General features: G+C 67.2%; 11 protein-coding genes. 6 read left to right on the top strand and 5 right to left on the bottom strand.

Going from position 1 to position 15397, the window contains the following annotated elements; all coding sequences use genetic code 11:
* Positions 1-45: 45 nt before the first annotated feature.
* The gene (locus BW970_RS09850) at positions 46-2685 is read right to left on the bottom strand and encodes a calcium-binding protein (RefSeq protein WP_076530677.1); all 2640 of its coding nucleotides are present in this window, start codon (positions 2683-2685) and stop codon (positions 46-48) included.
* Positions 2686-2968: 283 nt separating this feature from the next.
* Here BW970_RS09850 and BW970_RS09840 point away from each other — a divergent pair, with 283 nt between their 5' ends.
* From BW970_RS09840 to BW970_RS09815, 6 genes are all read left to right on the top strand, one after another.
* Positions 2969-4066: an FAD-dependent oxidoreductase gene (locus BW970_RS09840; protein WP_076530673.1), complete on the top strand. Its 1098-nt coding sequence runs from the start codon at positions 2969-2971 to the stop codon at positions 4064-4066.
* Positions 4067-4163: 97 nt separating this feature from the next.
* Positions 4164-6314 carry an FAD-dependent oxidoreductase gene (locus BW970_RS09835; RefSeq protein ID WP_076531104.1) on the top strand — a complete coding sequence of 717 codons (2151 nt, stop codon included), beginning with the start codon at positions 4164-4166 and terminating at the stop codon, positions 6312-6314.
* Positions 6311-6961, top strand: a complete 651-nt coding sequence (locus tag BW970_RS09830; protein WP_076530671.1) for a CDP-alcohol phosphatidyltransferase family protein — start codon at positions 6311-6313, stop codon at positions 6959-6961. The genes BW970_RS09835 and BW970_RS09830 overlap by 4 nt, the downstream gene beginning before the upstream one ends.
* Positions 6958-8148, top strand: coding sequence for an ABC transporter substrate-binding protein (locus BW970_RS09825; RefSeq protein ID WP_076530669.1), 1191 nt, complete (start codon positions 6958-6960; stop codon positions 8146-8148). Before BW970_RS09830 ends, BW970_RS09825 begins: the two co-directional genes overlap by 4 nt.
* Positions 8145-9860 carry an ABC transporter permease gene (locus BW970_RS09820; protein ID WP_159441429.1) on the top strand — a complete coding sequence of 572 codons (1716 nt, stop codon included), beginning with the start codon at positions 8145-8147 and terminating at the stop codon, positions 9858-9860. The genes BW970_RS09825 and BW970_RS09820 overlap by 4 nt, the downstream gene beginning before the upstream one ends.
* Positions 9857-10492 (top strand): ATP-binding cassette domain-containing protein, encoded by a 636-nt coding sequence (locus tag BW970_RS09815; protein WP_076530667.1) that lies wholly within the window; start codon positions 9857-9859, stop codon positions 10490-10492. Before BW970_RS09820 ends, BW970_RS09815 begins: the two co-directional genes overlap by 4 nt.
* Positions 10493-10512: 20 nt before the next feature.
* On the opposite strand, the gene BW970_RS09810 is transcribed toward BW970_RS09815, so the two are convergent.
* The 4 genes from BW970_RS09810 to BW970_RS09795 are packed head-to-tail and all read right to left on the bottom strand — an operon-like array spanning position 10513 to position 15360.
* Positions 10513-11424, bottom strand: coding sequence for a formylglycine-generating enzyme family protein (locus tag BW970_RS09810; protein ID WP_076530665.1), 912 nt, complete (start codon positions 11422-11424; stop codon positions 10513-10515).
* On the bottom strand, positions 11421-13169 hold the full coding sequence (locus BW970_RS09805; protein WP_076530663.1) for a hypothetical protein: 1749 nt from the start codon (positions 13167-13169) through the stop codon (positions 11421-11423). The genes BW970_RS09810 and BW970_RS09805 overlap by 4 nt, the downstream gene beginning before the upstream one ends.
* 5 nt (positions 13170-13174) lie before the next feature.
* Positions 13175-14653, bottom strand: a complete 1479-nt coding sequence (locus BW970_RS09800; protein WP_076530657.1) for a sulfatase-like hydrolase/transferase — start codon at positions 14651-14653, stop codon at positions 13175-13177.
* Entirely contained in the window at positions 14653-15360 is a 708-nt protein-coding gene (locus BW970_RS09795; RefSeq protein WP_083701205.1) for a GntR family transcriptional regulator, read from the bottom strand. The genes BW970_RS09800 and BW970_RS09795 overlap by 1 nt, the downstream gene beginning before the upstream one ends.
* Positions 15361-15397 lie beyond the last annotated feature (37 nt).

Genomic DNA, 15397 nt, shown 5'->3' with positions numbered 1-15397 from the left:
CTGCCTGACGCCAGAATGGTGCAAAGGCCGGGTGGCCCGCGCCGCCTAGAAGAAGATCCAGTGTTCGGGGCTGCTGAAGTCCATCTCGGCGCCGGTCCGGGCCACCGGATGTGCGGCATAGACCGTCAGGCTGGTCTGCGGCGGTGTGTAATAGGCCGTCGTCCCGTCAAGCGCGGTATAGGCGATGGGCTCCACCGGGCCGAACAGCACATGGGTCGCCAGCACATCGCGGGTGTCGTCGAAATTCGCCGGGCTGAAGATGGTCATGCCGTTGACCGGCGCCCAGACCGAGGCGCCCCCCGGCCCCGGAATATTCACGTCCTCGAACATGTGAAACCGCCGCGTCACGCCCTCCAGCACTGTGGCATCGAGCGGCAGGCCCGGATGCGCCGCGGCCCAGGCGGCGGTATCAAAGGCCAGCCGGTCGCCTTCGTCGGGGTTGAAGTCCATGACCGAGATGCTGCCCACGCCAGGATTGATGACAAAGACATCCGCACCTTCGCCGCCATAAAGCTGGAACGTGGAACCTTTGGCGGGGGTGTCGATCAGGGCCTGCAAACGCCGCGCTTCGGCGCCCGAGATTGCGCGGGTGCCGTTTTCGGTGGCCGCTGCGATCAGCTCCCACGGTGGCGGGGCCTGTTCGGGGGCCAGCGGGGCCAGCACGTCGTCGCCATCGAAACCCGCGACGATGACGCGCGGCAGATAGTCCATGGCCCAAGGATCCATCTGCAAGGCATCGTCGCCTGAACTGCCGATGAAGACGCTGAAGTCGCTCTGGGCGGTTCCGCTTGGCCCCTGGACCGTCAGGCGGGTTTCGGCGGCCAGTGTCGCGGCATCGGCAATGTCGGGAAAGTCCAGTTGCGCCAGCCGTTCAGCCGGGGTCAGCGGCGGGCGGGCGATGATGAGATCGGCAAGCTCTGGCCGGTCGCCCTGCACCCGCAGGATGTGGTCGGCCCGGCCATTCCCCGTCACGTCGATCTGGACATTGCCTTGCGCGTTGATGGTGGCCTGTGCCCGCCCGCCGGGTTCGGCGCGCAACGGTCCGTCGGACCAGACCAGATCGCCAAAGCCGGTCAGGTCGATCCGGTCGCCCTGCGCCTGGTTGAAATCGCGCAGCGTCGCGGGGGTGGCGCGCGCCCCGCCGTCAGGCACAAACACAAAGGTATCGGCCCCCTTGCCGCCGGTTGCCACATCGCCCGTGGCCCGCAGGATCAGCACATCGTCACCAGCGCCACCGTACAGCGCATCGGCCCCGTCGCCGCCGTCCAGCGTATCGCGGCCCTTTGCGCCGGTCAGCCGGTCGTCCCCGCCGCCTCCGGCCAGCAGGTTGTGACCGGAATCGCCGATCAGCGTATCGGCATGGCCCGATCCGGTGATGCCTTCGACCGCGTTCAGCCTGTCCCCCTTGGCGATACCGGCAAGCCCCTTGCCCTTGGCCAGATCCACATGGACGGCGGCGGGGGCATTGGAATAATCCGCGATGTCGAACCCGTTCCCGCCGTTCAGCCGGTCCTTGCCCGGCCCGGCGATCAGCACATCGTCACCGGCGCCGCCGTTCAGACGGTCGTTGCCCTTGCCGCCGTTCAGCGTGTCGTTGCCCTGCCCGCCTTCCAGCGTATCCGAGCCCGAACCGCCGATCGCATGGTCATCGCCGCCGCCGCCGAGAAACCTGTCACGTCCGGCGCCCAGAGACGCTCTGGTTCCGACACTGCCTTCGGCGGGGCCAAGGGTGATGACCACATCATTGCCCGATCCGCCGGTGATCCGCCCGACGCCGGGTCCGGCCAGAACGAAGCCGCCCCTGTCGTCCAGATTGACCGTATCCGTCATCGACAGCACCGAGGGGCGCTCTGCGCCGGCCTTGGTGACGCGGCCGACCATCGCAACCTGCCCCAGCAACTGGCCCAGACCGGGCGCGAGACCGAATTGCACCGCGATGACATCGCGCACGACATAGGCGGTCGTCATGCGCAGCGCCTCGACGGCGGCGGCCTGTTCGGCGGGGTTCCAGTCGGCGGGGTCGTCCGACCAGCCCGCAATCATCGCCAGCCCCTGATCGGTGATCGAGAACAGACCTTCGCGCAGCGCATCCGCCCGCCCGATCGCATCCGAGATATGGCGCAGCCCCGCAAGCTCTGCCGCCCCGCCCAGAATATCGAACAGCGCCGTCACCATCGGCCCCGCCGCATTGCCCGTGACAGAGGCCGACCACAGCCCCGCGCTGGAACCGGGGATGTAATAGGGGGCGTCGCACGGGTTCAGCGGATCGGCGCCGCGCAATTCCAACAGCGCATGTGTGGGGACATAGGCGGATTGCCAGACGGGAAAGTACCCGCTGTAGCGCGCCAGCGCGGAACTGGATTCGCCCAGATCGTCGGGGCGTGAAAACGTATAGCCACTGATGGATTTCTTGAAATAGTCCGACCCCAGCCAGTCGCCATCAGGCGATCCGGTCCCGGCTTTGATCGGCTCGTTCGGGTCGTTGACCGAGCCATAGACGTTCGTCAGATAGCGCCCGCCCACTTCGAGGGTGGCGTTGAAATACAGATCGTTCTTGCCGGAAAAGTTCGACCCCGGATTGCTGAGCGTTTCGGCATAGGGCGCCTCTGACAGGTCATAGTCGATGCGGAACCAGACCTGAACCCGACCGTCGCTGGTATAGTTGCGTGTGCAGTCGCTGGCCATGGTCAGTCCTTCCGGGTGGGCTCGCCACCGATGGCGATGCAGGGAAATGGTGCCGACAGCCCATGGCTCGCCTGCGGTATCCGGCCAGTCTGGCCCGAAAACGGCAGACGGATCAAGGCTTTTGGGGGTGCGGCTCCGGCGCCCGGCCCGGCCGTGCGGTGGCGAATGCCCCTTCCGCCCTGCGGCACCTTGCCCCTGCGCGCGCCATGGACAGGCGCAGTGCGATCCGCCATCAGTTGGACTGCGGGCCCTGCCGCCACGCGCGGCTGACGGAGGACAGGATTTGCCACAGACGGCCCGTATTCTGTTGCTGGGGGCAGGACATGCCCATCTGCTGGCCCTGCCGCCGCTGCGCCGCGCCCTGCCGGACGCCCGGATCGTTCTGGTCGATTGCGACAGCCATGCCACCTATTCGGGCATGTTCCCCGGCCATGTCGCCGGGCATTATCCGCTGGACATGCTGCGCGTTGAACTGGAACCCTTTGCGCGTCGGCATAAGGCGCAGTTCCTGCGGGCAAGGGTCTGCGGGATCGACGCGGCGACGCGGCAGGTCTGGCTGGAGGGCGCGGGCCAGGATGGGCCGTTGACGTATGATCTGGCGTCGCTGGATATCGGCAGCCATTCCGCCCTGCCCGAGGGGCTGCCGGGTGCGGCGGACCATGCCGTGGCGCTCAAGCCGCTGGGCAGCAGCCTTGCGCGTCTTGCGGTGCAGGTGGGCGATCCGGCGGGGCGGACCGCCGCCGTGGTCGGCGGCGGCGTGGCGGGGGTGGAAATCGCGCTGGCGCTGGCCCATCGGGGGTTTGCGGGTGTTTCGCTGATCGAGGCCGGGGCATGTATCGTTCCGGCCTTGGGGCGTCGGGTCCGGCGGCGGCTGGAACAGGCGCTGCACCGCGCTGCGGTGGGCCTGCATCTGGGCCGCAGGGTGGTCGAGGCCACGGCGGCGGGTGTGCGTCTGGATACGGGTGACTGGATCGCCAGCGACCTGACCCTTGCGGCGACCGGCGCCCGTCCGCAGGGCTGGCTGGCGCGCGATCTGCCGACGGATCCGGCAGGATTTGTCCGGGTGGGGCCTGGCTTGCTGGTCGAGGGGTGTTCGACCCTGTTCGCCGCAGGGGATTGCGCCGCCATGACCCATGCGCCGCGCCCCAAGGCCGGGGTCTTTGCGGTGCGTCAGGCGCCCGTGCTGGCGCGCAATCTTGTGTCTTGCGTGCAGCAAAGACCCGTGCAGCACTACCTGCCACAGCGGGACTATCTGAAGATCATATCGCTGGGTCGCAAGGACGCGGTGGCGGAATGGCACGGACTTACGCTGCATGGGCGCTGGTTGTGGCGCTGGAAAGATCGCATCGACCGGCGTTTCATGGCGCAGTTCGACCTGTGACAGGGCGTGATCGTGATGCGGCCGCACCCGTAGCGCCGGTTCCGGCGTGCCGCCCTGCCTGTCCGGTGCCGCCGGAAGCAACAGCAAGGACCAGATCGTGAAAAAACCGCTTCTTCTGACTGTGGCCGTCGTGCTGATCCTTGCCCTTGGCCTGGGGTTGAGAAGCCATCCTCTGGATCTGGAGACGCTGCGCGGGATGCTGGAGAGGCTGCGCGACTGGCAGGGAGCGAATGCGCCGCTAGTCGCGGGGGTGTTCTTTGTCGCCTATATCGGGATCACCGCGTTTTCGTTGCCGGTCGCGGTGTGGATGACGCTGGCCGCCGGGGCGCTGTTCGGGTTCTGGTGGGGGCTGCTGATCGTGTCTTTCGCCTCGACCATCGGGGCAACGCTGGCGTTTCTGGCCGCGCGGTATCTGTTGCGCGACTGGGTGCAGGACCGGCTGGGCGCGCGGGCGGACGCCGTGAACCAGGGTCTGCGCCGCGATGGGCCGTTCTTTCTGTTTTCGCTGCGGCTGATCCCGGTGATCCCGTTCTTTGCCGTCAATCTGCTGATGGGTCTGACGCCGATCGGCCCGCTGACCTTTTACCTTGTCAGCCAGGCGGGGATGCTGGCCGGCACCGCCGTCTTTGTGAACGCCGGGACACAGCTTGCCCAACTGGACAGCCTGGCGGGCATCGTTTCCCCGTCGTTGCTGGTGTCATTCGCCATACTGGGGATTTTCCCGTGGCTTGCCAGGCTGCTGCTGAATACCCTGCGCCGCCGCAGGGTCTATGCCCGCTGGACCCGGCCTGCCAGCTTTGACCGCAATCTGGTGGTGATCGGCGCAGGCGCGGCGGGGCTGGTTTCGGCCTATATCGCGGCGGCAACCAAGGCCAGGGTGACGCTGGTCGAGGCGCATCTGATGGGGGGGGATTGCCTGAACTTCGGCTGTGTGCCCTCGAAGGCATTGATCAAATCGGCGCGCGTGGCGCATCAGATGCGCCATGCGGATCGGTTCGGCGTGGCGGCCACCGAGCCGCAGGTGCGCTTTGCCGATGTGATGGCGCGGGTGCGCCGGGTGATTGCCGATATTGCCCCCCATGACAGCGTCGCCCGCTATACCGGCCTTGGTGTCGAGGTGCTGCAAGGATATGCCACCCTGATCGACCCCTGGACGGTCGAGGTGGCCCTGCCCGATGGCTCACGACAGCGGCTGACCACGCGGTCCATCGTGATCGCCACGGGCGCGCGGCCTGTCCTGCCTGCGCTGCCGGGCTTGCAGGAGGTCGGCTGTCTGACGTCGGACACGCTGTGGGACGCCTTGTCCGACAGGCCGCAGCCCCCGCGGCGGCTGGTGGTGCTGGGCGGCGGGCCCATTGGCACAGAACTGGCGCAGGCCTTTGCGCGGCTGGGATCCGGGGTGGTCCAGATCGAGGCCGGTCCGCGCCTGCTGTCGCGCGAGGATCCAGAGGTGGCCGCAGCGGTGCAGGCCGCGTTGCAGGCCGATGGGGTGACGGTGCTTGTGGACCATCAGGCGCGGGCCTGCGGTGTGACCGACGGAAAAAAGTGGATCGAGGTGAAACATTCGGGCGGCATCCGCCGTATCGACTTTGACGAGATCATCGTCGCCGTCGGGCGCGCGCCGCGCCTGACGGGTTTCGGGCTGGAGGCATTGGGGATCAGGGTGGATCGTGTGGTGGAAACGAATGACTATCTGGAAACCCTGTATCCCAATATCCTGGCGGCGGGCGATGTGGCTGGCCCCTATCAGTTGACCCATGTTGCCGCGCATCAGGCATGGTTCGCCACGGTGAACGCGCTGTTCGGCGGCCTGAAGCGGTTCAAGGCCGATTACCGGGTGATCCCATGGGCGACCTTTACCGACCCGGAGGTGGCCCGCGTCGGCCTGTCCGAGGCCGAGGCAAGGGACAAGGGCATCGCCTATGAGGTGACGCGCTATGGCATCGACGATCTGGACCGCGCGATTGCCGACGGAACCGCGCAGGGGTTTGTCAAGGTGTTGACCGTGCCGGGCAAGGACCGGATCCTGGGTGTGACCATCGTGGGCGAACATGCGGGCGACCTGATCGCCGAATTCGTTCTGGCCATGAAACAGGGGCTTGGCCTGAACAGGATTCTCGGGACCATCCATATCTACCCGACCCTGGCCGAGGCGAACAAATACGTCGCAGGGGATTGGCGCCGTGCCCATGTGAACCCTCGTCTTCTGGCGCTGGTCGAACGCTACCACCGATGGAGGCGCGGATGATCGACGCACGACTTCTGCCGCTGCAACGCCGCGCGCTGGCCCCTGCGGCGCGGTTTCTGGTGGCGCGCGGGGTTTCTGCAAATACGCTGACGCTGACAGGCTTTGGCCTGGGGGTGCTGTGCGTGCCCGCGCTTGCGGCGGGATGGTGGGGGGGCGCGCTGGTGTTCATCCTGCTCAACCGGCTGTTCGACGGGCTGGATGGCGCGGTGGCGCGGCTGACCACCCCGACAGAGCGCGGCGCCTTCCTTGATATTGCGCTGGATTTCGTGTTCTACGCGCTGGTTCCGCTGGGGTTTGCGTTGCAGAACCCCGCCGCCAATGCCTTGCCTGCGGCGGTCCTGTTGACCGCGTTCATCGGGACGGGGTCGTCCTTTCTGGCCTTTGCGGTCATCGCTGAAAAGACCGGCCGCCAGTCAACCGCCTTTCCCACCAAGGGCATCTATTATCTTGGCGGTTTGACGGAAGGTTTCGAAACCATCGCCATGTTCATTGCCATGTGCCTGTTTCCCGCAGCATTCCCGGCGCTTGCGCTGATCTTTGCCGCCGCCTGCGCGCTTGCCACGCTGTTGCGCTGGGGGCAGGGGTGGCAGATCCTTGGCGCCGCGCCGCCGCATCCATCCATGACCCACAAACCGGAGGCCCGATGACCCAGATTGCCCTTGCTGCCGTTACCGTTCTTGCCCTGTCCGCCCCGGCAGGGGCCGAGGACTGGCAGGCCACCCTGGACGCTGCGCGCGGGCAGACGGTGTATTGGAACGCCTGGGGCGGCGATGACCGGACCAATGCCTTTATTTCCTGGGTCGGACAGGAAACCGAACGCCGCCATGGGGTGCGGGTGGCGCAGGTGAAACTGTCCGATACCGCCGAGGCGGTCACGCGCGTCGTGTCGGAAAAGGCGGCCGGGCAGGACAGCGGCGGCGCGGTTGACATGATCTGGATCAACGGCCCGAATTTTCTGGCGATGAAGGAACAGGGCCTGTTGCATGGCCCGTTCGTCGCGGATCTGCCCAATGCCCGCTATCTGGATCTGACGCCCGGTTCGGCGAACACGCTGGATTTCACGGTTCCGGTCGATGGGTTGGAAAGCCCGTGGCGGCTGGCGCGGTTCGTGTTCAACCATGATACCGCGCGGGTCGATGTGCCACCCGCGACCATGGCCGCCTTTGTCGATTGGGCGGCGGTCAATCCGGGGCGGTTCACGCATCCGGCGCCCTCGAATTTCATGGGGGCGACCTTTCTGAAACAGGCGTTGATCGAACTGGTGCCCGATCCCGCAGCGTTGCAGGCGCCGGTGAGCGACGCCAGCTATGCCGCCGCGACGGCCCCGCTGTGGGACTGGTACGAGGCGCTGCGCCCGAACCTGTGGCGAGGGGGGACGGTCTTTCCCGAAAACCAGTCGGTGTTGCAGCAACTGCTGAATGATGGCGAAATCGACATGGCAATGTCGTTTGACCCGGCATCGACGGCGGCGGCCATCGCGCAGGGGCTGTTGCCCGATACGGTGCGCGTCTTTGTGCCCGAGGGCGGCAGTATCGGCAATGTCAGCTTTGTCGCCATTCCCTATAATGCCGCGAACCGGGACGGGGCCCTGGTCGTGGCCAACTTCCTGCTGGATCCCGCAACACAGGCGCATATGCAGAATATCGAGGTGCTGGGCTCGTTTTCGGTGCTGGACCCGTCGCGCCTGGATGAGGCGGGCCGCGCGGCCTTTGCGGCGCTGCCGACGGCGCCCGCCTTGCCCACGCTGGAGGCGCTGGGGCCCACACTGCTGGAGCCTCATGCAAGCTGGATGACCCGTCTGACCGACGACTGGGCCCGGCGCTATACGCGGTGAGCGGGGGCGCCTACAGCCTGTGGTCCTTGCGGGCGGTGGCGCTGGGGTGCGTCAGCCTTGGCATCCTGGCGCCGGTCGCTGCCGGTATGTGGCAGACGGTGCGCGCAGCCTTTGGCAGTTTGCCAGCCATCGGGGCCTTTGGGCCGGATGCGGGGCCATGGGCCGATCTGCTTGCCATGCCAGGTCTGTTGGCGGCGGTGCGGTTGACGATCGTCACCGGACTTGGCGCGACCGTGCTGTCGCTGATGGTGGCCATCGGTGTGTGCGCGGCCCTGCACGGGCGGCGGTCGCCGCGCCTTGCCGCGCGTGTGCTGGTGCCGTTTCTGGCGATGCCACATGCCGCGCTGGCCATCGGACTGGCCTTTGTGCTGGCCCCGTCGGGCTGGATCGGCCGCGCGATGGCGCCCTGGCTGGGGTGGGACAGGCCGCCGGATCTGGCCACGGTGAATGACCCGTGGGGCTTGGCGCTGATCCTGGGGTTGATGATCAAAGAGGTGCCGTTTCTGCTGTTCGTGCTGTTGTCTGCGCTGACACAGATTCCGGTGCGACAGCAGATGGCGGCGGGGCGGGCGCTTGGCTATGGGCGCGGGATGGTCTGGATCAAGGTCATTCTGCCGCAGCTTTGGCCATTGATCCGCCTTCCGGTGATGATCGTGCTGGCCTATGGCATGTCGGTGGTGGACATGGCGCTGATCCTTGGGCCGTCCAATCCGCCGACGCTTGCGGTCATGCTGACGCGCCTGTTTTCCAACCCTGATCTGCGGTTGCTCTTGCCGGCCTCGGCAGGGGGGCTGCTGCAACTGGGGCTGGTGATCGCGGCCTTTGCGCTGGTGTGGCTGGTGCAGCGCGGGCTGCGGGTGCTGGGGGGCTGCTGGGTGCGGCGCGGTCGCCGGGGCGGGTGGACCGAGCCGGGCCTTGCCCTGACGGTCGTCGTCCTGTCGGGTCTTGTGGTTCTGGGCGGTCTGGCCATGTCGGCCATGCTGGTCTGGTCCTTTGCCTGGCGTTGGCCGTGGCCTGCGCTGGTGCCGGACAGTTGGTCGCTGCGGGCCTGGATGGCGCCTGCCGGGGGTTGGGGGCGGGCGCTGGGGCATACCGTGGTCATCGCGCTGTGTTCGGCCGGGCTGTCGTTGCTGCTGGCCATCGCCTGGCTGGAAGGCGAGGACCGGGCGCGACGCGGCCGCGCCCGCTGGGCCGAGGTGCTGGTGCATGTGCCATTGCTTGTCCCGCAGGTGTCGTTCCTTTTCGGGATGAACATCCTGTTGTTGCGTCTTGGCCTGTCGGGCAGCCTGCTGGCGGTGATCTGGGCGCATAGCCTGTTCGTGTTTCCCTATGTCATGCTGGCCCTGGCCGCACCCTGGCGGGCGCTGGATCCGCGTCTTGGGCGCACGGCGGCGGCCCTGGGCGCGGGGCCATGGCGGCGGCTGATCGGCATCAAGCTGCCCGTGCTGCTGGCGCCGGTCTGCGCGGCGGCGGCCATCGGGGTGGCGGTGTCGGTGGCGCAGTACCTGCCGACGCTGTTCATTGGCGCAGGCCGCGTGCCCACCCTGACCACCGAGGCGGTGACGCTTGCCGCGTCGTCCGACCGGCGCGTGACCGGCGTTTACGCCAGCCTTCAGGCCGCGCTGCCATTCCTGGCCTATCTGCTGGCCTTTGCCCTTCCGGCGATCGTCCACCGCAACCGCCGCGACCTGAGAGGCCAAGTTCCCGAATGACCCTGACGCTCGATGCTGTCGCGATCCGGTTCCGGGCCGCGCCCCCGCTGTTTCCGCCGCTGTCCATGCATGTTGCCCCCGGCGAGATCGGCACGGTCATGGGGTCGTCCGGGATAGGCAAATCCACCTTGCTGGATGCCGTGGGGGGGCATCTGGACCATGGGTTCGTCTGTTCGGGCCGCATCGTGCTGAATGGCCGCGATCTGGCGGGCCTCCCGCCCGAACAGCGCCGCATCGGGCTGATGTTCCAGGATGCGGTGCTGTTTCCGCATCTGTCGGTGGCCGACAACCTGGCCTTTGGTCTGGCCGCACGGATCAAGGGTCGCAGCCAGCGCCGCGATATGGTCCTGCGCGCGCTGGAGCGGGCAGGGCTGGGCGGCACGGCTGACCGCGACCCGGCGACATTGTCCGGCGGGCAGCGCGCGCGGGCCGCGCTGATGCGGACGCTGTTGTCCGAGCCGCTTGCCCTTCTGCTGGACGAGCCGTTTTCCAAGCTGGATGCCGGGTTGCGCGCCGAGATGCGGGCCTTCACCTTTGCCCATATCCGTGACAGCGGCATTCCGGCCTTGATGGTCACGCATGATGCGACGGATGCGCAAGGCGCCGCCGGGCCGGTTGTTCACCTGGGCTAGCCACGCGGCGGGGGCTGGCGTCAGGGCGCGGACGTCACGTCCGCGGCGACGCGGAACCCGATATGGCTGGTCGTTGTCGCGGCATGGGCCAGCAGCCGCGACGAGACGCGATAGCGCGCGCAATAGCTGTCATGGCACAGATGCGATCCGCCCCGCAGCGGTCGCAGGTCAGGGGCTGGCGCGGGCCGGTCGGGGGCCGGGGCGCGGCACCATTCCCAGACATTGCCGGTCATCTGGAACAGCCCGTATCCATTTGGCGGATAGTGTCTGACCGGCGCCGTGCCGCAAAAGCCGTCGTGCCCGAGATCCCGATGCGGAAAGCTGCCCTGCCAGATGTTGCAACGGTGCACGCCCTCGGGGTGCAAGGCGTCGCCCCAAGGGTACAGCCTGCCCTCCAGCCCGCCACGCGCGGCGAATTCCCACTCCGGCTCGGTGGGCAGCCGTGTGCCGGACCAGCGGCAATAGGCCATGGCATCGGCCCAGGCGATGTGCACGGCAGGATGGTCCATCCGCTGCGTGATGCGGCTGCCCGCTCCTTCGGGGTGCAGCCAACAGGCGCCATCCACCTCGCGCCACCAGTCGGGGCCATCGACCGCGCGCGCCTGCGCGGCTGCATCGGGTGCCAGATGACCGGCAAAGACCATCGAGGCGCCGGTGGCCTCGGCGCAGGTGACATGGCCGGTGTCAAGCACAAATGCCATGAAATCGGCATTGCTGACCGCCAGCGGGGCAATGGCAAAGCGCGCCACATCCACCGTCCGCACCGGGCCTTCGCCATCGGCAGGCAGGACCATCGGACCCGCGCCGCCCATGAAGAACCGCCCGCCGCCAAGCGTGATCAGCCCTGCGGCATTGGTGGTGGGCGCGGGTGGCGGCGGCGCATCCTCGCGCGCCTGCGTCACGGGGCCTGCGGGGGGAACGCAGCAGCTCATGCCTTTGTCCGGCGCGGCAGCAGGGCGCGCAAGGCAGGCAGCAACGCCGATGCCTCGCGGCAGACCAGCGCCCCGGCGGCGGCGAGCTGGTCGCCGACATCGACAGGCAGGCTGGTGTTCGAGCCCTCGGGGATCTGGTTCAGCCGCCCCCCGATCAGCACCGGAACCGTCACCCCGCAGGCCAGCAGATCGGTGAAATAGCCCAGGGCCACGCCATTATAGGTGCTGATGGCAATCGCATCGGGGGTGTCACGTCGGGCCAGGTCTGCCAGCCGCGCCGGATCGGTCGAAACGCCGCCATCCAGCACGGTGGCGCCAATGCGGCGCAGCATTTCCTCGATCAGCATCTTGCCGTGTTCATGCACATCGCTGGTGGCCACCATCACCCGCAGACCGGCCAGATCCGTCACCGGGCCAGCGCCGGCCAGCGCGTGATCGGCCATCTCTGCAATCTCGGCCAGGATCGTGGCAGGGGCGACCGGAACCCTGCCGCCCGTGACCGCTGGATCGGGGCGCCCGGCGCCAAAGGCCAGTTCCAGCCGCCGGGCCCCCAGGCGGCGCAGCGCCAGCAGCATCTGGAACGCATCGCCGGTATCCACCCCCGCCGCCTCCAGCCCCCGCAGGGTCGCGGTGCAGAAGGCCCGGCCCCCTGCGACGATCCGGTCGGCAAGCTCTTGCACCGGGCCGGGGTCCAGCATGGGCAGCCACATCGGCGCGAAATCCTTCAGCCGCCCGGCGAAAAGCTGGGCGTCGATCACCTCGTCAATCTCGGGGATGCGGTCGTTTTCCGTGACCGGAACGGCGTTGATGGCATGTCCGGTGGGCCGGGTCATCTGCGCCACCGCATCGACCAGCAGGTAGCTGGACAGGCCCGCGAAATTCGCGGCGGGACGACCGCGATAGGCGGTGGTGTTGCCATAGATCACCGTGCCGGGCGCCGCGTCGATCTGTGCCATCGCGCGCTGAAACGCCAGACGCGCCAGCGGATCGGAAAAATGGTGGCCATAGCAATGGCCCAGCGGCGCCCCCACGATTCCGGTGACGATGTGACGTTCCAGCAGGATCATGCCCAGACAACTGGCGAGATCGGTGAACTGCGCGGCATAGCCGTCATCCAGGTTGGAATGGACCATCACCGGCACCGGCTGTGCCGCGATCAGGCCAAGGGCGCGGACGGTCTGGGCCGTAGCCTCGACATCGTCGTCATGGCCAGGGACGCGAAAGGTGAAATACTGCCCCAGATTGCCGATGGCCGTGCTGCCTGCCGCCAGCGCGGCTTGCGTGTTTTCCAAGGCCGCCGGAAAGCCCAGCACGAAATCGCCGAAATGCGCTGCAACGGGGGCGGAATTGGCCAGTTGCACGAAATCCTCGACCCCCGGCAGGATCATTCCGGTGCCACGTTGCGCCCCGGCCCGCTGCGCGCGCGGCAGCGCCATGGACCAGTCCAGGCACAGGCCGTAACGGTCCACCGTCACGCCCTGACGGTCGCAGGCCTCCCATATGCCGGCATAGGCACGGCAGCTTTTGTCCCGGTCGCGGTAGCCGATCTGGGCGTGCTGCATGACCGCACCTTCGGCCATGCGGCGCAGCTTGTAGGCATGTTCGCTGCTGGCACCGACATGGTCCAGAAAGGCCGATGGCCCCACGGTCCAGTAGCGCGTCAGGGCCCGCCCCTCGGCCAGCAGGTCGGCGCCCTGTGGCAGATCGGGTTCGGGCATCAGGCGGGCGCGGTCGGGTATGGGCATGGGTCTCAGGCGCTGTTGAGGATTTGCGGCATGTCGGAATGCAACTGCGGCGGCCAGTGCTGGCCGCGCTGGCTGGACAGGTCGCGGTTCACCCGCGGCCCGGCCTCGCGGTTGGGCAGGCCGGTCAGGCGGCCATCGGTGACCCATTCCAGATCCCCGCCATACAGATGCGCCACCAGCAGGGCGGTCAGCCGGTCCAGAATGGCACTGCACTCGGGCAGATGGGCCAGATCGCGGGTTTCCTGCGGATCCATCTCCATGTCGAACAACTGGCGGATGTTGCCCACGGGGTAATAGATCAGCTTCCAGCGGTCATCACGGATCATGCGGGTGGCATTGGCATTTTCACCGAATTCCCCATGCACGACCGTGCGCGCGGGGGCGGTCAGCATCGAGCGGCCATCAACGGTGTCCGGCGTCGCGATGCCTGCGAGGTCCAGCAACGTGGGCATGACATCGGCCAGCGTGACCAGACGATCCTCGACCACGCCAGAGCCGATCACCGGATCGTTGCGGCGGCCCAGCAGGATCATCGGGATGTTGACGGAGGGTTGGTAGAACAGGCTTTTCGCCCACAGCCCATGGTCGCCCAGCATGTCGCCATGGTCTGAGGTGAACAGCACGATGGTATTGTCCAGCAGCAATTCCTCGCGCAGCGTGCCGATGACCAGACGGATCTGATGGTCGATATGCGTGCACAACGCATAAAAGGCGCGGCGGATGTCGGCGATCTGGCGGGAGGAGTACTTCTCGCCCCGCTTGCGCTTGGAGGCGACGGCATAGGGCAGTTCGCCCACCTCGGCCCAGTCATCCCCGACCGGCTCGCCCATGTCCATGTCACGGTACATGTCCAGATAGGATTGCAGCGGTACCAGCGGCGGATGGGGGTGGCGATAGGACAGATACCAGAAGCCGGGCCGCTGCGGATCGCGCCGCTTGATCTGGCGGATCATCTGCTGGGTGGCCCAGTTGGTGACGTGCAACTCCTCTGGCAGATGCCAGGGGCGCCAGACATAGCCGTCCGTGCTCATGCCATGGTCGAACTGCTGGCCGGGGCGGCCCTTGTCGCCCAGAAAGATCTCGTAGTCGTCCATCACGCCGTATTGGGCGCGGCCTTCCTCGTCGAGTTGCACATCGTCAAAGCCGATGCGGTCGCGCTGTGGCCAGACATGCAGCTTGCCCACCGCCTGGGTCTGGTAGCCGGCATTGCGGAACGCGGCTGCCATCGTCTCGGCCGGCATCTTCAGGCTGTCGTTGTAAATCCGGTCGCCCTGCGCGCGCGGCGAGGCGCCGGTCATCAGTGTGCGGCGGGCCGGCACACAGATCGGGCATTCGGAATGCGCATTGGCAAAGCGCAGCCCGCTGCGCGCAAGTTCGTCCAGCGTCGGTGTCTGCACCACCGGATGCCCGGCAATGCCCAGCAGGTGCCCCGACCACTGGTCGGTGGTGATCAGCAGGATGTTCGGGCGCGTGGTTTCGGCCATCAGATCAGCTTTCCGGTGAGGAGCGAGCTTTCCAGAAACGCCTCTGTCTTGGAGGAGCCGCGCAGCATGTGTTCGCGGACCTCGGTGATCATGGCGTTCAGGTCGGTGCCCATGGCCGCCTCGACATACAGGCGGTGGCCTTCGGGGTGGGGGCCGCGTCGGCCATGGGCGCGATGATGCGCCGCCCAGTAGAGTTGCAGCTTGCCGCGCAGGCCCATCCAGGTTTCCAGCAGCAACTGGTGCCCGGAATGTTCATAGACACAGGAATGCAGGGCGAGTTCGTCCAGAATGGATTTTTCATCATCCCCGGCCTGAATGCTGCGCAGCAGGTCATCATGGCGACGGGCCAGTTCGTGCCGGAAACTGTCGTCGCGCCGGTTCCAGACCTGTTCAAAGGCAAAGATTTCCAGTGCCGTGCGCAGCGAAAAGATCTCGCGGATGTCCTTGAGCGACAGATCGACCACATGGGTGCCGGTATAGGGCACGGTGACGAGCAGGCCATCCTCGATCAACTGGCGCAGCGCCTCGCGCAGCGGGCCGCGGCTGACGCCGAAGCGTTCGGCCAGATCGGCCTCGATGATCTGGCTGCCGGGGGCCAATTCGCCCGACATGATCAGGGTGCGCAGCGATTCAGCGATCTGTTCGCGGAAGGTGCGTCGCTTGACCGGCTCGATTCGCTGCATCGGCTGAGTGTCGTCGCTGCTCATTCCGTCTCCTCCGCTCCCCTTCACATCCTTGCGGCGG

This window comes from Gemmobacter megaterium, assembly GCF_900156815.1.
Lineage (GTDB): Bacteria > Pseudomonadota > Alphaproteobacteria > Rhodobacterales > Rhodobacteraceae > Wagnerdoeblera > Wagnerdoeblera megaterium.
Note: the sequence above shows the minus strand (reverse complement) of the source record. Positions and strands in the feature narration are given on the sequence as shown.

Coding starts and splice junctions, on each gene's coding strand:
- BW970_RS09800 (WP_076530657.1), bottom strand. CDS start 14,653: ATGGCCGAAACCACGCGCCCGAACATCCTGCTGATCACCACCGACCAG.
- BW970_RS09810 (WP_076530665.1), bottom strand. CDS start 11,424: ATGAGCTGCTGCGTTCCCCCCGCAGGCCCCGTGACGCAGGCGCGCGAG.
- BW970_RS09830 (WP_076530671.1), top strand. CDS start 6,311: ATGATCGACGCACGACTTCTGCCGCTGCAACGCCGCGCGCTGGCCCCT.
- BW970_RS09805 (WP_076530663.1), bottom strand. CDS start 13,169: ATGCCCATACCCGACCGCGCCCGCCTGATGCCCGAACCCGATCTGCCA.
- BW970_RS09850 (WP_076530677.1), bottom strand. CDS start 2,685: ATGGCCAGCGACTGCACACGCAACTATACCAGCGACGGTCGGGTTCAG.
- BW970_RS09795 (WP_083701205.1), bottom strand. CDS start 15,360: ATGAGCAGCGACGACACTCAGCCGATGCAGCGAATCGAGCCGGTCAAG.
- BW970_RS09815 (WP_076530667.1), top strand. CDS start 9,857: ATGACCCTGACGCTCGATGCTGTCGCGATCCGGTTCCGGGCCGCGCCC.
- BW970_RS09825 (WP_076530669.1), top strand. CDS start 6,958: ATGACCCAGATTGCCCTTGCTGCCGTTACCGTTCTTGCCCTGTCCGCC.